The following is a 19,011-nucleotide window of genomic DNA, read 5'->3' as shown; positions in this document are numbered from 1 at the left end:
AATTAAATTCTATGAAAAAGCAGCTGTTATTCTTATTTCTTTCGGTGATGTTCTGGAATGCCAATGCACAAAATTCCAGTATGGTTGATAAGGAGAAGCTGTTTGATTTCTACCAGTCCCAACGATATGCCGAGGCTGGAGAATACTTAAAGGAAGTTTATGGATCTCAAAATGATGATCCAAAAGTACTTACTCAAATAGGCTATTGCTTTTTAATGGCCAGCAATTTCCCTGAGGCTGAGAAGTTTTATGCAAAGGCTTATACCCTTCAACCAGCGAACTTACCTATTCTTTTTAGTTTAGCAAGCATTAATACCAGAAGAGGGAATAACGAAAAAGCAAGAAATTATTATGGAGAAATTGTAAAGGCTGACAGCAATAATTTTAGTGTATATAAATTACTGGCAAATCTGTATTCTCATAAAGATTCCATGCGATTGGTTTATTTACTTAAAGCAAACCGGCTCAACCCCAGTGATGGCGATGTGGCAGATGATCTTGCAGAAATGCATTCCCTTTATCAAAACTATGATAAAGCCTATTCCGTGCTAAATATTGCACTGCACGCTGACAGTGAAAATCTGGTCCTTCAAAGAGCAAAACTCCCCATAGCCAATCAGCTGAAAAAATACAAAGAGGTTATCATCTCCGGCGAACGACTTTTAAAAGATCTTAAGGATGCAGGAGTAATTAAAGATGTTGCTAAGGCGTACTATTTTACCCGGGACTATCAAAAAGCAATTAACTTATTTGAAGAACTTGAAAAGCTGAATATGCAAAATGAGGCCACACTCTATTTTACGTCGCTAGCCTACCGGGCATTGAAAAATTACCCAAAGGCTACGGCCTATACTAAAAAAACGATAGAGGAAGCCATATCGCCCAATACCTCAAGCTACTACGGTTTGCTGGGGATGGTTTATCAGGAAAATAATAAATACGATTTGGCATTATCAGCTTATAAAAAAGGACTTCAGTTTAAAGCAAATCCAACATTATATTATAGGTTGGGAATTCTTTACGATACAAAACTGGGGAAAAATCAAACTGCATTAAGATATTATAGCCAATACTTACACAACAAGCCCAATTTCACTGATGAAAAAGAGGAGATCGAATATACAAAGGCCAGGATTGCTCAGCTCACAAATCCTGTTGCAAATTAAACCAAATCTTCGAATACGGGCTTAACGTTATCCCAGAATTCATCTAAAGCAATTATTCTGGGCTTGAAAAAAGAAATCAGATCCGGCCAGTGCTGTTGGTTGAACACGCTAACACCTTCGAGGCCGATCCATATTCTGCTTACAGATTTACCATATTCATCGCTGGCATCTTTTTCCCAATCCCATTCTTCACCTAACGTACCGGTAAGCATGCTTTTGAATTCCTCGAATTGCTCGAATATCAAATACCTGATATCTTGATCAGAATGGGTAAGCTGAACCGAAATCATGGCCTTTTTATTGGTAACATCCATTTTAAAAAAGATGTTTTTGACACCAGTTCTGTAATTTACCCAATGTACAGTTGATCCGCTTGCTGAAGGTACAGGCTTCATATACTGACCTAAACTGATCCAAAACTGTTGCTTTAACCTCGCCGCTTCTTCTTTACTGTACATGTTTTATTGGTAGAATATAAATCTGCATTACTGGCAGAATTATGAAAGCGCAAATTTATGGAAAAAGACCATTATAACAATGCCATCAGAGATATCAGTTACCCTATCAATGGTATCGTTGTTTTATAATAAACCATAAAAATTTTTAACGTCTTAGTGGTTTATTTTTAAAGTTTGCACTCATAATGGTAGTTTCCCGATCCAATCTTTTCATTTTGATTTCCTTTAGGCAGGATCACTGTTGCCGAGGCATTTACAGGAACAGAAACGTCTATCTTGAAAGTGCCATCAGTGATAGTCCAGGACGACTTTACTGTACCATAAACGGTTTCGAGCTCAGCCGAGGCGCTGGTTAACTTACCTCCCGGTTTGGGAGCGATCAGAATTTCCTGATAACCCGGTTTAGCTGCCACGGGATTAATGCCGGCGATATTTTTATACATCCAATCGCCAATAGCTCCATAGGCATAGTGATTAAATGAATTCATATCTGCAGTCTGGAAACTGCCATCCTGCTTGATTCCATCCCAGCGTTCCCATATTGTAGTTGCACCCATTTTAACCGGATATAACCAGGATGGATAACTTTCCTGCAAAAGCAGATCATAGGCCACACTATCGTAACCAAACCTGCTTAATACATGGCAAAGGTATGGTGTACCCAGGAAACCTGTTGTAAGGTGATTGCCATAGCTTTTCACATTATCCACTAACCTCTGGGCAGCTTGCTGGCGAAGATCTTCAGGCAGCATGTCAAACTGCAGGGCCAGCACATAAGCGGTTTGGGTATTGGAAACGAGTTTGCCATTCGGCGTCATATATTCCTGTACATAGGCAGCTTTGATCTTTTTAATAAGTGCAGTATACTTCTCTTCATCCTCCTTTTTACCAAGTACTTTTGCCGCATTGATCAATAACTGGGTAGAGTGCGCATAAAAAGTTTGTGCAATCATGTATTTATCCGTTACTGCTGCCCTACCGTCATTATCATCATTGGGGCGGTAAAACAGCCAGTCGCCAAAGTGATTGCCACTATTCCAGAGATCGTTTTTGGAAACGGAGGCGATATAATCTACCCATTTTTTCATCCCGGGATATTGGGTTTCCAGCAAGCCTTTGTCAGCATATGCTACGTACATATCCCAAGGGATGATGGTGGACACATCGGCCCATCCCGAGGAACCTGAATCGCCCTGATTGAGTACATTGGGTATCACATAGGGTACACTCCCGTTCGGCAATTGATCAGCACTTACATCTTTCATCCATTTGGTAAAAAATGCGGCAACATTCATATTGTACGCAGCAGTATTGGCAAATGCTTGTGCATCCCCTGTCCAGCCCAACCGTTCATCCCGCTGTGGGCAATCGGTTGGCACATCAACGAAATTACCTTTTTGTCCCCACTGAATGTTGTGCTGAAGCTGGTTAAGCAGCGGGTTAGATGTTGTAAATTTTCCTGTGGTCGCCATATCTGAATACACTGCTACAGCTTTAAGGTCATCCAGTTTAAGCTCTCCGGGATAACCTGTAATTTTTACATACCTGAATCCCTGAAAGCTAAATGTTGGCTGAAAAGACTGTTCCGCATTCCCTTTTAAAATGTAGGTGTTGGTTTGCTTGGCCGAGCGAAGGTTGGTGATGTAGAAATTACCAGCCTTATCCAGTACCTCTGCATGTTGTACATGGATGGCAGTTCCGGCTGGCCCTTTTGCTTTTAGGACAACCCATCCCACCATATTCTGTCCAAAATCTACTACCGTTTCGCCTGCAGGAGTTTTGAAAATCTTTAAAGCCTTAAATTCCTCATGCGTTCGCACCGGAGGGCCGCTCATCCCAACCAGCTTTTCTGTTCCTGAAGGAATTACTGCAACTGCTTTCCAGTCTGCTGTTTCTTTATATGCTCCACTATTCCATCCCGGAAGTTCTTTTCTGGCATCGTAAGTATCCCCGTCATAAATATTTGACGACCGGGTGGGGCCATAATTAAATTTCCAGCTTTCGTCACTGCCGATTACCTCTTTACTTCCATCGGTATACACTAATTCCAGTTGAAAAAGCAAGGCTCTGGTATCACCATAAAAGTGTTTTTGGTTTGCAAATCCGATTCTCCCCTTATACCAGCCATCCCCCAGGGCAACACCAATGGCATTTGTTCCTTTTTTTATTGATGCGGTTACATCGTAAACCTGATACTGAATATGGTCCTTATAACTTGTCCAACCGGGTGCAAAGTAATGATCACTGATTCGCTCACCGTTCAATGAAGCTTCATATAAACCTTTGGCTGTTATATATGCCGTTGCACTGGCAATTTTTTTAACAGATTGAAAGGTTTTTCTCAGAACCGGGCTGGCATAAGCGCTATCAGCACCTGATACCGTAATCCATTTTGCTGACCAGTCTGCTGTCTTTAAACCGGTTTGAAAGAATTGAACAGCTGACCATGGGGAAGTATTTCCATGGTTATCTTTTATCCTGAGCTGCCAGAAATATTTTGTTTTGGAGGAAAGTGCAGGTCCATCATAATTGACAAGCACCGACTGACTGCTTTGATTTTGTGGGTTCCACAATACTTTTTTCCCCGCATTTGTTAAGCGGATTTCGTATTGGCTCTGGGTAGTATTTTTGATATCGCTGATCAGTTTCCAGCTGAATCTTGGATGCGGGTTATCTATACTAAAAGGATTTACCAAATGTTCAACAGTTAAATCTCTTACAGCAATTTTTTGTGAATAAACATTCCCGGAAATTACAAAGAGACAAATAGCCGTACAAAGGGCAGTAGGAAAAAAACGATATTGATTCATATAAGTGGTTAGGGTTAATTCGTATTTCAACCTTACGATAATGAGCATAATATTTCAGCTGACTATCCTGCACTGTTATGAAAAATAAACGTTGAATAAACGATAAAGAGAGTTTATTTATTCATCAATCGGGCTACATATTTACCTATAATATCAAACTCCAGGTTAACCTGATCTCCAACTTCAACTTCCTGAAGATTGGTATGTTCGAAGGTATAAGGAATAATAAATACAGAAAACTCATCGGCCTCAGAATTTACAACTGTTAAACTGATTCCATTTACACATGCTGAACCTTTTTCTACCGTCACATTTCCTCCGGCTGCATCGTACTTAAAACGATATTCCCAGCTACCATCCAGTTCTTCTCTTTTGATGCAAATCGCAGTCTGGTCGACATGTCCCTGCACAATATGACCGTCTAACCGTGCGTTCATTTGCATACAGCGCTCTAGATTGACTTTACTTCCCACCTTTAACTTTCCGAGACTGGTTTTATTAAGGGTTTCATCAATTGCGGTAACCGTATGGCTATGATCATCAAGTGCCACAACAGTCAGGCAAACGCCATTGTGTGCCACACTCTGATCAATCTTAAGCTCATGGCTGATTGGTGATGAAATGGTGAAGTGAATATTGGTATGATGGTGCTGGATGGACTTAATTTCGCCCAGGGTTTCTATAATTCCGGTAAACATTGTAAAAATAAGTTTAATACTTCAATCTGTTTTTTCTCCAGGTGGATGAAGGCTCGCTTGTTAATGAAGGTGTATCTCCATTTTTTTCCTTCTGGAATAATTTTGTTGCAATTATTGCCGCAATAAAAGCCTCCTCTTCGTTTTGAGATGATAAGTTTTCAGGTTTAAAATATTTACCAACGAAATGCGTATCAAAATTGCCTGATCTGAATGCTTGATGCTGCATGACAAACTTACCAAAAGCCAGCGTAGTTTCTATCCCGGTAATCTCATATTCTGCAATTGCTCTAATCATGCGTTCGATAGCTTCCGCCCTGTCTTTACCAAAAGTGATCAGTTTGGCAATCATCGGATCATAGTAAATTGGAATTTCCATCCCCTGCTCAAATCCGTCGTCTACTCTTACTCCGTTTCCTTTTGGGGTTTTATAGGTTAATAATGTACCAATATCCGGCAGAAAATTATTTGCGGGATCTTCTGCATATACCCTCAGTTCTATTGCGTGGCCGCTAATCTTGAGGTCGTCCTGAGTAAAACTCAATTTTTCTCCGGAAGCGATTCTGATCTGTTCTTTAACCAGGTCTACACCCGTGATGAGTTCAGTAACGGGATGCTCAACCTGCAAGCGGGTGTTCATTTCCAGAAAGAAAAAGTCAAGATTTTCATCCAGTATGAATTCAACGGTACCTGCACCTGAATAATTTACCGACCGGGCTACATCCACCGCACACTTACCCATCGCTTCCCTGATTTCAGGGGTGAGCACTGAAGAGGGGGCTTCTTCTACCACTTTCTGATGGCGGCGTTGCACGGAACATTCACGCTCAAAAAAGTGAATCACATTGCCATAGTTATCCCCCATTACCTGAATCTCGATGTGCCGTGGCGAACTGACATACCTTTCGATGAATACTGAGCCGTCGCCAAACGCTGAAATGGCTTCACTTACGGCAAGTTGCATCTGCTCTTCGAAATCATCTACATTTTCCACTATGCGCATTCCCTTTCCTCCTCCCCCGGCAGCGGCTTTGATTAAAATGGGAAAACCAACTTCAACAGCCCGCTGTCTGGCTTCTTCTACATCTTCTACCGCTTCCTCGGTGCCGGGAACCATTGGAATGTTGTACTTGAGGGCAGCAGCTTTTGCAGAGAGTTTATTACCCATAATTTCCATTGCCTTTGGAGATGGGCCGACTAAAATCAATCCTGCATCTGCCACCATTTGTGCGAAAAAAGCGTTTTCTGAAAGAAAACCGTAACCGGGGTGAATGGCTTGCGCCCCTGTGGTTTTACAGGCAGCTATAATTTTTTCACCGACAAGATAGCTTTGATTAGAGGGGGGCGGACCGATACAGACGGCTTCATCAGCATAGCGTACATGAAGTGCGTTCCGATCAGCTTCTGAAATAACCGCCACCGTTTTAATTCCCATCTCTTTAGCAGAGCGCATGATACGCAAAGCAATTTCGCCGCGGTTGGCAATCAGTAATTTGGAAATTGGTATTGAAGGCATAGAATCCATTTGCATAAATCAGTTAAATTAAATTCTATAAGTGTAATATTATATCGATAGCCCGGTCAATCATTTCAGGTGTAAGGTCTAAATGGGTAACCAATCTGATGGTACTTGCACTTGTTGTGTTACAATGTAAGCCTTTCTCTTTAAATTGATCAACAATTTTTTGTGCGGTACCTGCAGCAACTTCAAAAATCACGATATTGGTTTCAACGGGCATTATGGATTTCACGTAACTGGTTCTGGCCAGCGCAACGGAAAGTTCTTTAGCATGATCGTGATCCTGTTGTAAACGTTCAACGTGATGATCCAAAGCATAAATTCCTGCAGCGGCTAAAAATCCGGCCTGGCGCATTCCACCTCCAAAAGCTTTTCTGATTTTCCTGGCCTTTGCAATGGTTTGCCTGGTACCAAGCAGAACCGAGCCTACGGGTGCGCCGAGCCCTTTAGAGAGGCAAACGGAAATTCCATCAAAGTATTTACCATACTCCGCTGCTTTATCTCCTGTAGCCACTAAAGCATTAAATATCCTCGCCCCGTCCAAATGAAGCTTTAAACCTTTAACGTTACATAAATGATGAATGGGTGCAATCTGGCCAAGGGTATAGCAAGCGCCTCCACCTTTATTCACTGTATTTTCCAATACAACAAGACTTGAGTTTGGGTAATGAATGTTATCCTCATTGATTTCAGGTTCTATAAGCTCGGGTGTAAGAATCCCGCGTTCGCCATATAATAGTCTCACAGATGCTGCTGAATGAAAAGCAATACCGCCGATTTCATATCGGTAAACATGGGCAGTCTGATCACAAATCACCTCATCCATAGGGTTAGTGAAACATTTAATGCCGATCTGATTGGTCATGGTTCCTGATGGACAAAACAGCCCCTCTTCCATATGGAATGTTGCAGCCATTTTGGTTTCAAGATTGTGAACAGTTTCGTCTTCACCAAAAACATCATCACCCACTTTTGCACTCATCATCGCATCAAGCATGCCGGGTGTGGGCTTGGTAACGGTATCACTTCTGAAGTCTAAAAATTCCTTATTCATGCTTATGAATTGTAAAATATTTCTTACGGTTAAAAAAAAGACCAATGCCTTTTCGGGTATAATTTTAAGGTTTTTGGGCGATTAAGCGCTCTATATAGTGTATTTTTTACACACTTAAATTTTCACAACAATAAATTGTTAAAAAATTATTAAAAAAAAGGATACAAAATATAAGAGTTTTTATACTTTTATCGTGCTAAAACCAAAAATAAATAAAATGATAGTAATTGCAGACGGTGGATCAACCAAAACAAATTGGTGTCTGATTAACGAGGCCGGCAGAAAAATTTACTTTAATACCGAGGGTTACAATCCTTATTTCTCCAAAGGAGAGTACATTGTAAAATCACTGAATGAAACTCTGCCAGACCACTTGGAAAGAGAAAAACTGACCGGAGTATATTACTATGGTGCTGGATGTTCTACGCCAGGAAATGTGAAAATTGTGGCAGATGCCATGAAACAGGTTTTCACCAATGCCGATGTGTTCGTTGGCCATGATTTACTTGCCTCTTGCAGAGCACTTCTTGGGGACGAGCCAGGATTTGCAGCTATTTTGGGTACAGGAACAAATTCATGTTTATACGACGGATCAGAAATTACGATGAATATCGATTCACTAGGGTACTTCCTGGGTGATGAAGGAAGTGGTTCATATATTGGCAAACGTATCCTGAGTGATTACATGAAAGGTTACATGCCGAAAGGCCTGCGCGAAGCTTTTTATGACAATTATGCGCTGACTAATGAAGATATCTTCGATAACATTTATAACAAACCACTTCCGAACCGTTTTTGCGCAAGCTTCAGTAAATTTCTTTACGATTTCAAAGATTCTTATGAGGATTATGCTTTCAGCACAATCGACTACGCATTTACCGCTTTCTTCGAAGCTTTGGTTATCCATTATCCAAACTATAAAGATCATAAACTGAACTGTGTGGGTTCTGTTGGATATAGCTTCAGGGATATCCTTAGTATTGTTGCAGACCGTTATGAAATGGGCGTGGGTAAAATCATCCGCTCACCAATAGATGACCTGGTACATTACCACCTGGAAATTGCAAAAAAATAAAATATATCTGGTCAGATCGCTGATGCGCCGATCACTATAATAGAAACGCCCCGGTTTGAATTTCAAACCGGGGCGTTTATTTATATGTTAAATCCGAAATATCAGATATGGAGACTAAGTTAAAATGATATTTCTTTGCCAAATAGTTTGGCATATCGCCGTTTATCAAACCGGTATAACGTGGCAGCACGATATGAAACACCCTTTTGCTTTTCATCGAGTTCCTTAAGCACACCAAAGCTCACTATTTTCTTTCTGAAGTTACGTTTGTCGAGCTTTTTACCTAAAATCAACTCATACACATGCTGCAGCTGAGTTAAGGTAAATTTCTCTGGCAAAAGTTCAAAAGCAATTGGCTGGTGCTTAATTCTACGCTTTATTTTCTCCAGACCTTTATCATAAATTTTCTGGTGGTCAAAGGCTAATTTAGGAAGATCTGTAATCGGTAACCAGTTTGCCCGCTTGGCATAGTTACTGATCGGACGAAGTTCTTTATCACCTCCTAAACGGATAAGGGCATAATAGGCTAAGGTAATTACCCTGCCTTGTGGATGTCGGTTCGGATCGCCAAAAGCATAATACTGTTCCATATATATGCCGCGTAAACCCGTGAGTTCATATAGAATCCGGGAGGCAGACTGATCGAGACTTTCATCAGGACCAACAATATTACCAGGCAATGCCCACCAATCTTTAAATGGTTCTTCATTTCTTTCAATGAGCAGGATTTTGAGTTCCTTACCATCGAATCCAAACAAAACGCAATCTATTGAGAATACTGAATCTAAATGAGGTAAAATTTGTTCCAAGGTAAAAATTAATTATTATTAGCAGATAAAGGTATGACTTTCAGGAATAAGTAAAAAAAATAAAAAAAATTACTTAGTGTAAAAATTACACACTATATTCGTACTATAAAGATGAAGCCAAATATTAAAAATATAGCTGTACTGACTTCTGGAGGCGATGCCCCCGGGATGAATGCTGCGATAAGAGCTGTTGTACGTACCGGCATTTACCATGGCATTAATATGTTTGGGGTAATGCAAGGATACCAGGGTTTAATTACCGACAACATAAAACCAATGGACGCCCGTTCTGTAAGCAACATTTTACACCTGGGCGGAACGATATTAAAAACTGCACGTTGCCTCGAGTTCAAAACTGAAGAGGGACAACAGATTGCTTATAATAACCTAAAGAAAAACGACATTGATGCATTAGTGGTTATCGGTGGAGACGGGACATTTACCGGAGCCAAACGTTTCTCAGAGACTTTTGGGGTTAAAGTAATCGGGATACCAGGAACTATTGATAATGACCTGGTTGGTTCGGATTTTACATTGGGTTATGATACGGCAATTAATACGGTAATTGAAGCGATTGACAAAATCAGAGATACTGCAGATGCACACGACAGGTTATTCTTTATCGAGGTAATGGGGCGTGATTCAGGATGTATAGCACTTAGAAGTTCTATTGCAACAGGAGCGGAAGCGGTATTGTTACCTGAACGTGAAACAAGCGTAACAGAACTGATCGAAAAACTCGCATTAGGTGCAGCCACGAAAAAATCTTCGAGTATCGTAATTGTAGCAGAGGGACATAAACAAGGCGGAGCATACGATATAGCAAAAAAAGTGAAGGAAACTTTTGACCATTATGACACAAAGGTTACCATCCTTGGTCATCTTCAACGCGGTGGAAGTCCTAGTAGTTTCGACAGAATTTTAGGCAGTAGACTTGGTTTTGCGGCCGTAAATGCCTTAATTGCAGGCGAAACGGAACAAATGGTTGGCTTAAAAGGCAACGAGATAAAAATGACGAGCATAACAGAGGCACTTACCTCGCATAGCTTTAAGCTTGAACCAGATTTAATGGAAATGACGGAGGTACTCTCTATATAATGATAGCAGTTGTTTACAGCGGATCGAGAACGGCATTTTGGAAGTTAACTCAAAATGGGAAAGTGATTGCTCACTGCAATACTTCAGGTATAAACCCGTGCTTTGTAGACGCCAAAACAACATTACAGATCCTGAATAAAAAGGTTGCCCTGGTTAACAACGCAGAGAACATTAAAAAAATTTATTTCTTTGCTGCAGGTGCTTCCTCACCAGACAGGCAGGAGGAACTGGCTAAAACCTTATCATCTTTTTTCAGGTATAGTAAAATATTTGTTCAAAACGATTTATTTGGAGCAGCGAAAGCAGCTTGTTACGATAAACCGGGCATAGTAGCCATGCTTGGTAGCGGCGCAAATTGTGCCTACTTCGACGGTAAAAAACCTCTTAACAACAATTTTGGACTAGGATATATCCTTGGCGATGAGGGATCATCAAACTATTTTGGCAAAATGCTCCTTAAAAATTTTTTAAGCAGAGATTTACCTGCTGATCTGGAAAAAAAATTCGTCAAAAACTACAATTTAGACAGGCCGCAAATTCTGGAAAGAATTTACAATAAGCCTCAAGTCAATGTCTTTCTAACCTCTTTCTTCGACTTCTTTACCCAAAACATTAACAATGACTATATCATTAGAATGATTGATACAGGATTTGAGAAACACTTCGATACTTATATCCTGCCTATGGTAGAAAAGTATGGAGATAAAGAGCTGCATTTTGTAGGTAAAGTAGCTGCTGAATTGGAAGAACGTTTACAGCTTACCGCAAAAAAATATAATCTTGAAATAAAAAGCATTATTAAAGAACCTATAGTAAATTTATTAAAACATTACACTAATTAACAAAAAACAATGAGCAAAATTGGAATAAACGGCTTTGGCCGTATCGGCAGACTGGTTTTCAGAGCTGCATTAAAAAGAGGATTAGATATTGTAGCAATCAACGATTTGATCGAGCCTGATTACATGGCTTATATGTTAAAATATGATACAACTCACGGCAGATTCGATGGTACAATTGAAGTTGTAGACGGTAACTTAGTCGTTAATGGTAAAACTATTCGTGTAACTGCAGAGCGTAACCCTGCTGACTTGAAATGGGATGCTGTGGGTGTTGATATCGTTATCGAATCTACAGGTTTATTCTTAACCCGTGCTGATGCTGAGAAACACATCGCTGCAGGTGCTAAAAAAGTAGTTTTCTCTGCTCCTGCCAAAGATAGCGACATCCCAACTTATGTAATGGGTGTTAACCATGATAAATTAACTGCAGATCAAACTATCGTTTCGAATGCGTCTTGTACTACTAACTGTTTAGCCCCAATCGCTAAAGTATTAAACGATAACTTCGGTATCGTTGAAGGCTTAATGAGCACAATCCACGCGGTAACTGCAACTCAGAAAACTGTGGACGGTCCGTCGGCAAAAGACTGGAGAGGTGGACGTGGTGGTTTCTCTAACATCATCCCTTCATCAACTGGTGCTGCTAAAGCAGTAGGTATGGTACTTCCTGAATTAAAAGGTAAATTAACTGGTATGTCATTCCGCGTTCCGGTTGCTGACGTATCAGTAGTTGATTTAACTGCACGTTTAGAAAAACCAGCTACTTATGAGCAAATCAAAGCTGCTATGAAAGCTGCTTCTGAAGGTGAATTAAAAGGCGTATTGGCTTATACTGAAGACGAAGTAGTATCATCTGACTTCATCGGTGATGATCACGCTTCTATTTTCGACGCAAAAGCTGGTATTTCATTAAACGATAACTTTGTGAAAGTTGTTTCATGGTACGATAATGAATGGGGATATTCATCTGCATTGGCTAAATTCGTAGAATACTACGGTACTTTATAAGAAAATAAGCTTTCAAGCTAATTTTCAATCATTTAAGAGGTGATGTTCTAAAAAACATCACCTCTTTATTTTTAAATGCAATATTTATTAATAAATAACGTTAATTTTTAAGCGATAAATTATATCTTGGATAAAGTTTTATGGATCTAAAACACTTATTATTTTAAAAATTAGAGACAATAGTGCGATTTTAACCACTTAGTTTTGATTTTTAACATAAAATTGATTCTACCTGGAGATATAATAACACTTTTTCATAATATTTAACAATTAGTTAACATATTTTCGATGTATATTTGTTCGGTAGTCATTTTTAATCCTTAATCCTTCAGAAAAGATAATCGTAAATAAAAATGACAAAAAAAATACTTAAAAATTTCTTAGTGTATTTTTTACACTATCAATTTTTTTACTATATTTGTAGAGTAATAAACGAACAAGGTTTGTTACCTAAAAAAAGATAAATCATTTTCGAGTAATGCGAAAAGCCTGAAAGAAAATTAAAGACAAAGCCTGGCTCATAACAGGTTTATATTTGGTTAGAAAAAAGAGACACATCTGGATAGAGTGTCTCTTTTCTTTTATAAGGAATTTTGGGCAACCTTCTTATCAAACAATTCAGAAATGACCCGGGTATAGAGTTGAGCGTAAGGGGAAAAAAGATCACACGCAGAATAGTTCAGCTTGCTGCTGGCATAAATTGAAGGAAATTTAGTCTAATTCTTTTATCAACTTACTTCTAATACGACTAAGTGTTTCCAATCGCATTCCTAAAAAGCTGGCTAAACATCTTAATGGCACGTTTGAGGTATCGAACGAATTGAGCTCCAGAAATTTTTCATATCGCCGTTCCGCTGATGGAATCCTCGCCAGAATGGATCTTTCGCAGGCAGCATGATATTGAAGTGCCAGGATTTTCCGTCCAATAATATTGGTTTCAGCATACAAGTCATATAACATTTGAATGGCTGCATTCGGAATAGCTACCAGTTCGGTATCTTCCAAAGCCTGCAGGTACTCTATTGAAGGGCTTATTGATTCACTTGGAGCTTGAATTGCTCCGATGAACTCATTCCCCAAGCTAATCCAGGTGGTAATATCTTTATGATCCTCTTTTATAAATCCCCTCACCAAACCATTTACAACAAAATAAACGGATACGTTGTGATCCAAAGGCGAAAGGATGTACTTATTTTTCCTAACCAGCATAGCATGCGAATTATTTTTTACCTCTTTTACAAAGCCATTGGATATTGGACTTAGGTTGCTGAAATAATCAAGCATAGCATCGACCAGGAAAATCTTACGAGATTCGAGCATATAATTAATAGGGATAAACGAATAGACCCATAATTATAGCAAAACATTAGCAGAAAATAAAATAAAGTCGACGATTAGACCTTCATAACGGATGAACCATTAAAAAAAACACTTTCTACCACATAAATTACTAATAATCTGGAAGATCCGAAACTATTCTGCTCATTTGATTAGCAGAAAATATTAAACCTGAACTAAAAATAACACTTTGGCCTCCGGCTTTTCTTAGTCACGAAATAGTAACCCACAGAAATTTCATGAGAACCATAATCATAATTACTCAATTTATTCAGGCTATAATCATAACCATAGCCTACACGAAGGTTAGTGTTTACGAACAGCTCACCAATGAATCCTATTGCCGCCCGGTCTCTCAAATCATTCTGCAAATTTGTTTTAGGATAAATTTTAATTGAAGTTCTGTACACTGCGCCTAACCAAAATCTTTCTTTAATCAGCATAAACGCATTTAAATCCAGAGAAGTTGGCCCCTTCAGATCATCCTTGATCAAAAAAGCAGGCTTAAATACAAACTGATTATTAAGTGGTAAGGCCAATCCGGATGTTAAATAGAAATGAGGTTCTATTTTGATATTCAGACTGCTGTAATCTGCTCCCACAGACAGCGTCTTACTCAAAAGGTTGTCTGCTGAAAAACCGATAAAAAACTTCTCGTTTGAATAATGCATACCTGCACGGATATCCGGCATAATCTGACTTACGCTACCTGTTGGAATACGGTTATCACCCAACTCAATTGCATCTAGCTGGCTCCCATCTAATCCTGTTTGAATAACTCCTACCCCCAGCCCAAAAGCAAGAATATTGGTTTCAGTACGATCTAATTTAATGCGGTATGCAAAATTTGCAGAGGCACTAAGTGTACTTTGCGCACCGATTTTATCTTTTGTGATGATCCCTCCTATCCCCAGGCTCTCATCATTTATAGCCTCATCGGCGGAAAGGGAAAGCGTTTGCGGCGCCCCCTTAATCCCCGTCCACTGTGCCCGTGCAAAAGCTTGCAGGTAGAGTTCTTCTTTATATCCGGTATAGGCGGGATTAATGTACATGCCATTGAAAACATACTGGCTGAACTGCGCATTTTGCTGAGCATCGATTTGCAGTGAACAAATCATAGTCGCAAAAAACAAGATCAAATGCTTTACCGTTTTCATTGTTTTATTCAATTTATCTGATGAGGGTGATATATCCTTTGTATTCGATCCAGTCACCGTTACCATTTTTTACCTTTACCACATAGAAATACGTACCATCGCTTAAGCTAGGAGCAGTCCAGTCGTTCAGGTAGCCGTTTGACTGGAAAACAGTACTTCCCCACCGGTTAATTACCGTAATGTTGTTAAACTCAAAAGCATTCAGGTTTTCCAGATAAAATGTATCATTTTTCCCGTCCCCGTTGGGAGTAAATACATTTGGAATCCTTAAACCTGAGATTTCTTTCTGATCTGTTGATGTGTTGTTGGACAGCACAGGATCGAATTCTTTTGCGTTAACTGTAGCCGTGTTGGTTACTATTCCAGGCTGCCGTGCACGAACCTTCACAATCAGTTCGGCAAAATTTCCGTTTGCGAGAGAATCAATATTCCAGCCAATGGTTCTCGTAGTGGCGTTATAGTTTACCACACCCATGGTTGGCTCAGATATACTCTCGAAAATGAGATTATCTGGCAGTACATCTTTTATGTTTAACAATGTAGCATCACTCTTTCCATTGTTTCTCACATCAAGATAATATTCAAAGACCTGATTACTCAAAACGTTTCTACGTTCTGACCGTTTTGTAATCGCTACATCCGCGGAAGGAACATCTTCCACAATCAGTTCGATTTCATCTGATAAATCTGAGGTACATCCAAAACTATTAATCGATGCTACCCGGTAAACTCCGGCTGTTGCTGTAATGATACTTTCTTTATTCTGCCCGTTAACCAACACCCCATCCTTATACCAAATGTACGTGTTGGCCCCTCCAGAGTTTGCGCGCAAAGCAATCGCAGACCCATTTTTGATCGTGATTACTTGCCGTCCACCGGGTACGGTCTGGCCAATTACTGCTGTACTTAAAAACAACAGACATGCCATAAACAGGAAGGTATAAAACCTAAGCCTCATTTAATTGATAAACAGAAATAGAAATTATCTTAATTAAAAAGTAACTGGAGTTGCGCCGCCGATAGCTGAACCAGGTGTAATGGTTGGTTTCGTTGGTTTAGGTGCAACCACAACATCATGCGTCGCAGTTTCAGGGCAATATTTGTAGGTACCGATTAAGTAACCTGCTCTTAACAAATATTTTGTAGTTCCAACGCTTGATGCAGCCACTGTTGGTGTATAATCTTTTTGAGTTGCTCCGGAAATAGGTGTTTCAGTTGAACCGGAAACAGTATACCATTGGTAAGCGAAAGTTGTTGTATTGGGATCAGTGCTGCTTACACTTCCTACTTGGATTAATGGCGATTCGATACAGTAGCTAGATGAAGTAAAGTCAACCGTTAATGGTTTTAGCACATAAACCGGAATCTCCTGCATTTCAGATTCGCAGGATCCCGCAGTAGTCGATTTTGAGCTTAGGTAATAATATCCTGTTTGCAACGTACCTGCAGGTATCGTATTTCCAGTTGTTAAAGTAATGACCGTAGATGGTGTAGTGGTAGCCGTAGCGCTATACCTTACGATCCAGTCAGTATTTGATGCAGCTGACGGCAAAGTTAAACCGGAACCAGCACAGAAAAGGCTTACGCCTGTTGTAGTTGGCAACACCTGTGCGGAAGATGTTAATGATGTGCAGGCTAAGATTACTGCAAAGAATAAAATTGCTTTTGTAATTGTACGTTTCATGGGGACTTTTTTTTGTTTTTTTTGATTTAATATTGTGATGAAATAGGAACCAGCACATGTGGGGCTGGTGGTCTTTGATTTACTTTTAAATTGAAATTGATTGATGTGCTGCAGCCACGATCATTCTTAAGGGTTAAAACTCCTGGATAAGTTCCTGGGGCAATATGTGCCGGCACATCAAATGGAATCTTATTAGCAGGCAAAGGCTGATCAGTTACAGTTGTAAAATCTGTTGAATTCCAGGTGATGCTATAGCTAACCGGATTGTATTGTGAATTTGTATAATTTAAAGACGAGCTAATAAAGCCTGCACAGATCTCCGGATCAGCTCCCAAGGTAACCTCAGGTAGATTATTCACGGTAATGGAAAAGTTTGAGCTGTTAGCACAGGCTGAAGGACTATCGGCTATAGTGTATCGAATTGTGGTACTGCCCGCAGAAACACCCGTCACAACTCCCGATGCACTAACTATAGCGACGGCTGGATTTACACTCGACCAGGTTCCTCCCGGGGTAGAGTTGCTTAAGGTTCCAGCCGATCCAATGCAAATGCTTGACGTACCTGCTGTAGCACTTACCGCAGCAAGTGGTTTTACCGTAACTAATACTGGCGACCGGCTACTACCTATACAACCAGTTGTCGTATTATAAGCCTCAACATAATACGTCCGATTAGCAGTGAGTACAGGGGTGCTGTATGTGGTGGCCGTGGTTAATAATGTACCATTTGTTGCTAAATCATACCAACGGTAGGCAATGCCTGTAACAGGATTGTCAACAGATAATGTAGTAGTTGAACCTGAACATGTCGTTGTATTTGCAGCAGAAACAGTTGGTAAGGGATTTACATTGATGGTAACTTTGACTCTTTCGGAGATCGAAGCGGTACAGTTATCCCGTTTCGATTGCACATAATAAGTATGGGGACCAACTGACAAGCCAGTGAGGGTGTAAGTTGGGCCTGTATGTAAACTTGTAGTCGTGGTTTGATCCGCATACCAGTTGTATGTGGTACACGATTGGATATTGTTAACTGATAAAACTGTCGACGGGACGGCAAAACATACATCCTTTGTCACAGCCAGGGCACCATCAATTAGCGTTACTGGTTTAGGGATAACTTTATTGACATTATAAACTCTTACGCTCCCACTAATCCCCAAAGCACCTCCATAAGAAATGCGGACTCGGTCGAATGAAGAGTTTACGGCAAAGCTTATTTCTGTTAAATTTGGATATCCTGGGACTGATTTACTTACGATACCGCTGGCAGTAGTGGCTGAAGTCAAACCGTTCGCACCAAGGTAAGTTTGAATACCTAATCCTCCAAATAAATTTAATCCACCTCCAAGGTTTTCAATGATCACCTTCGCCGAATCACCAGGAACTGAAGCCCTGGCAAACACAGCCGTCAGGTAAGCAGAGTTTAACACATTTAAACCTGCACTTAGCGAAGCATAGGTAGTATATGCACTCGCATCGATGGCATTCGCCTCGCCTGAGACGGAGCCAAAGGCACTACCAATAGGCAAAACAGAATTGTCTGATAAACCACTGATGACATCGATTCCTTTATCGCAATCGGGAATCTGCGTGGTATTTTCCAGTATATAAGCACCATATATATCTGTGGAAATAGGAATAGAAAGAATACCCCCGGTAAGCTTCACATAAATACCATTTGCTTGTTCTCCTGAAGTGAGCTGTACAGGAATCTCAACTGTACCAGGACCACCAACCAGCCCAACTACTGTTGTTCCGTTATATTTTAGGGTTTGTATTTTTGCAGTTCCCGATGTGGTGTACCTGAATGTACCGATTTCAATTGCGCCACCTGCATTCAGAAAAGTTGAGGGAAGTGAAAGCTTGACATATATTGTATTGGGTCCGCTAATTACTCTCCGGTTAGTTTTGTTTGCCTCCCTAAATTCCAGAAACTGCGTAATATCTGCCCCTAAAACTGCTTGTAAATATAAATTACTATTTGTAAAAGGATCTTCATCAACCGCATTTGAAGGATCATTTACAGTACCGGTTGACAGGAAATTTATATTGCGTTCAAAAAATTGTGAATTAGCGTATACGCGCGACTGATTCGCACATGCCTGGGCATACAAATGATAAGGGAGGACTAAAATTAGCCCAAGTACAAGGGATAGACAGAAATACCGTTTCAATTTGTTTGGGAGAGCACAACTTAAACGTTTACCCCTCTCTTTACGTAAAACTGAACAACGCGGTTTTTCTAATTATTCATTTCATTTACTATTTTTTTCAAAAAGAACATATCTATACCCA

General features: G+C 40.0%; 16 protein-coding genes. 5 read left to right on the top strand and 11 right to left on the bottom strand.

The window, feature by feature from the left end:
- The first annotated feature begins 11 nt into the window (after positions 1 to 11).
- Positions 12 to 1,166: a tetratricopeptide repeat protein gene (locus AC570I_RS01260; protein WP_497403680.1), complete on the top strand. Its 1,155-nt coding sequence runs from the start codon at positions 12 to 14 to the stop codon at positions 1,164 to 1,166.
- On the opposite strand, the gene AC570I_RS01255 is transcribed toward AC570I_RS01260, so the two are convergent.
- The 5 genes from AC570I_RS01255 to AC570I_RS01235 all read right to left on the bottom strand — a co-directional run bounded on the left by AC570I_RS01255 (position 1,163) and on the right by AC570I_RS01235 (position 7,702).
- Positions 1,163 to 1,624 carry a DUF4268 domain-containing protein gene (locus AC570I_RS01255; protein ID WP_497403678.1) on the bottom strand — a complete coding sequence of 154 codons (462 nt, stop codon included), beginning with the start codon at positions 1,622 to 1,624 and terminating at the stop codon, positions 1,163 to 1,165. The genes AC570I_RS01260 and AC570I_RS01255 overlap by 4 nt on opposite strands.
- 167 nt (positions 1,625 to 1,791) lie before the next feature.
- Positions 1,792 to 4,434: a family 78 glycoside hydrolase catalytic domain gene (locus AC570I_RS01250; RefSeq protein WP_497403674.1), complete on the bottom strand. Its 2,643-nt coding sequence runs from the start codon at positions 4,432 to 4,434 to the stop codon at positions 1,792 to 1,794.
- A 113-nt stretch (positions 4,435 to 4,547) separates the two neighbouring features.
- Positions 4,548 to 5,132: a riboflavin synthase gene (locus AC570I_RS01245; RefSeq protein ID WP_497403672.1), complete on the bottom strand. Its 585-nt coding sequence runs from the start codon at positions 5,130 to 5,132 to the stop codon at positions 4,548 to 4,550.
- A gap of 13 nt (positions 5,133 to 5,145) precedes the next feature.
- Positions 5,146 to 6,645 carry an acetyl-CoA carboxylase biotin carboxylase subunit gene (accC, locus tag AC570I_RS01240; RefSeq protein WP_497403667.1) on the bottom strand — a complete coding sequence of 500 codons (1,500 nt, stop codon included), beginning with the start codon at positions 6,643 to 6,645 and terminating at the stop codon, positions 5,146 to 5,148.
- Positions 6,646 to 6,679: 34 nt separating this feature from the next.
- On the bottom strand, positions 6,680 to 7,702 hold the full coding sequence (locus AC570I_RS01235) for a threonine aldolase family protein (protein WP_497403665.1): 1,023 nt from the start codon (positions 7,700 to 7,702) through the stop codon (positions 6,680 to 6,682).
- Positions 7,703 to 7,919: 217 nt separating this feature from the next.
- Here AC570I_RS01235 and AC570I_RS01230 point away from each other — a divergent pair, with 217 nt between their 5' ends.
- Positions 7,920 to 8,777 (top strand): N-acetylglucosamine kinase, encoded by an 858-nt coding sequence (locus AC570I_RS01230; protein ID WP_047798220.1) that lies wholly within the window; start codon positions 7,920 to 7,922, stop codon positions 8,775 to 8,777.
- A gap of 119 nt (positions 8,778 to 8,896) precedes the next feature.
- Here AC570I_RS01230 and AC570I_RS01225 read toward each other — a convergent pair whose 3' ends face one another.
- Positions 8,897 to 9,586, bottom strand: a complete 690-nt coding sequence (locus tag AC570I_RS01225) for an NUDIX hydrolase (RefSeq protein WP_047798221.1) — start codon at positions 9,584 to 9,586, stop codon at positions 8,897 to 8,899.
- A gap of 111 nt (positions 9,587 to 9,697) precedes the next feature.
- Here AC570I_RS01225 and pfkA point away from each other — a divergent pair, with 111 nt between their 5' ends.
- From pfkA to gap, 3 genes are read left to right on the top strand one after another with little or no spacing between them, the layout of a single operon-like run.
- Positions 9,698 to 10,684: a 6-phosphofructokinase gene (gene pfkA / locus AC570I_RS01220; protein WP_047798222.1), complete on the top strand. Its 987-nt coding sequence runs from the start codon at positions 9,698 to 9,700 to the stop codon at positions 10,682 to 10,684.
- Positions 10,684 to 11,526, top strand: coding sequence for a hypothetical protein (locus tag AC570I_RS01215; RefSeq protein ID WP_047798223.1), 843 nt, complete (start codon positions 10,684 to 10,686; stop codon positions 11,524 to 11,526). The genes pfkA and AC570I_RS01215 overlap by 1 nt, the downstream gene beginning before the upstream one ends.
- Before the next feature lie 9 nt (positions 11,527 to 11,535).
- Positions 11,536 to 12,534 carry a type I glyceraldehyde-3-phosphate dehydrogenase gene (gene gap, locus AC570I_RS01210; RefSeq protein WP_047798224.1) on the top strand — a complete coding sequence of 333 codons (999 nt, stop codon included), beginning with the start codon at positions 11,536 to 11,538 and terminating at the stop codon, positions 12,532 to 12,534.
- Positions 12,535 to 13,245: 711 nt separating this feature from the next.
- Here gap and AC570I_RS01205 read toward each other — a convergent pair.
- The 5 genes from AC570I_RS01205 to AC570I_RS01185 form a co-directional block, all read right to left on the bottom strand.
- Positions 13,246 to 13,854: a Crp/Fnr family transcriptional regulator gene (locus AC570I_RS01205; RefSeq protein WP_497403660.1), complete on the bottom strand. Its 609-nt coding sequence runs from the start codon at positions 13,852 to 13,854 to the stop codon at positions 13,246 to 13,248.
- 194 nt (positions 13,855 to 14,048) lie between these two features.
- On the bottom strand, positions 14,049 to 15,029 hold the full coding sequence (locus tag AC570I_RS01200) for a PorP/SprF family type IX secretion system membrane protein (protein ID WP_497403657.1): 981 nt from the start codon (positions 15,027 to 15,029) through the stop codon (positions 14,049 to 14,051).
- A 13-nt stretch (positions 15,030 to 15,042) separates the two neighbouring features.
- Positions 15,043 to 15,987 (bottom strand): T9SS type B sorting domain-containing protein, encoded by a 945-nt coding sequence (locus AC570I_RS01195; RefSeq protein ID WP_497403655.1) that lies wholly within the window; start codon positions 15,985 to 15,987, stop codon positions 15,043 to 15,045.
- A gap of 33 nt (positions 15,988 to 16,020) precedes the next feature.
- On the bottom strand, positions 16,021 to 16,713 hold the full coding sequence (locus AC570I_RS01190) for a hypothetical protein (RefSeq protein ID WP_497403653.1): 693 nt from the start codon (positions 16,711 to 16,713) through the stop codon (positions 16,021 to 16,023).
- A gap of 26 nt (positions 16,714 to 16,739) precedes the next feature.
- On the bottom strand, positions 16,740 to 18,890 hold the full coding sequence (locus AC570I_RS01185) for an Ig-like domain-containing protein (RefSeq protein ID WP_497403651.1): 2,151 nt from the start codon (positions 18,888 to 18,890) through the stop codon (positions 16,740 to 16,742).
- Between the last annotated feature and the right edge of the window lie 121 nt (positions 18,891 to 19,011).

It is taken from the genome of Pedobacter sp. A2324 (assembly GCF_059693705.1).
This window is presented reverse-complemented; position numbering and strand designations above follow the sequence as displayed.

Excerpts from the sequence above, each read along its gene's own strand:
- pfkA (WP_047798222.1), top strand. The coding sequence starts at position 9,698 with ATGAAGCCAAATATTAAAAATATAGCTGTACTGACTTCTGGAGGCGAT.
- AC570I_RS01245 (WP_497403672.1), bottom strand. The coding sequence starts at position 5,132 with ATGTTTACCGGAATTATAGAAACCCTGGGCGAAATTAAGTCCATCCAG.
- AC570I_RS01215 (WP_047798223.1), top strand. The coding sequence starts at position 10,684 with ATGATAGCAGTTGTTTACAGCGGATCGAGAACGGCATTTTGGAAGTTA.
- AC570I_RS01195 (WP_497403655.1), bottom strand. The coding sequence starts at position 15,987 with ATGAGGCTTAGGTTTTATACCTTCCTGTTTATGGCATGTCTGTTGTTT.
- AC570I_RS01190 (WP_497403653.1), bottom strand. The coding sequence starts at position 16,713 with ATGAAACGTACAATTACAAAAGCAATTTTATTCTTTGCAGTAATCTTA.
- gap (WP_047798224.1), top strand. The coding sequence starts at position 11,536 with ATGAGCAAAATTGGAATAAACGGCTTTGGCCGTATCGGCAGACTGGTT.
- AC570I_RS01230 (WP_047798220.1), top strand. The coding sequence starts at position 7,920 with ATGATAGTAATTGCAGACGGTGGATCAACCAAAACAAATTGGTGTCTG.
- AC570I_RS01255 (WP_497403678.1), bottom strand. The coding sequence starts at position 1,624 with ATGTACAGTAAAGAAGAAGCGGCGAGGTTAAAGCAACAGTTTTGGATC.
- AC570I_RS01250 (WP_497403674.1), bottom strand. The coding sequence starts at position 4,434 with ATGAATCAATATCGTTTTTTTCCTACTGCCCTTTGTACGGCTATTTGT.
- AC570I_RS01235 (WP_497403665.1), bottom strand. The coding sequence starts at position 7,702 with ATGAATAAGGAATTTTTAGACTTCAGAAGTGATACCGTTACCAAGCCC.
- accC (WP_497403667.1), bottom strand. The coding sequence starts at position 6,645 with ATGCCTTCAATACCAATTTCCAAATTACTGATTGCCAACCGCGGCGAA.
- AC570I_RS01260 (WP_497403680.1), top strand. The coding sequence starts at position 12 with ATGAAAAAGCAGCTGTTATTCTTATTTCTTTCGGTGATGTTCTGGAAT.
- AC570I_RS01205 (WP_497403660.1), bottom strand. The coding sequence starts at position 13,854 with ATGCTCGAATCTCGTAAGATTTTCCTGGTCGATGCTATGCTTGATTAT.
- AC570I_RS01200 (WP_497403657.1), bottom strand. The coding sequence starts at position 15,029 with ATGAAAACGGTAAAGCATTTGATCTTGTTTTTTGCGACTATGATTTGT.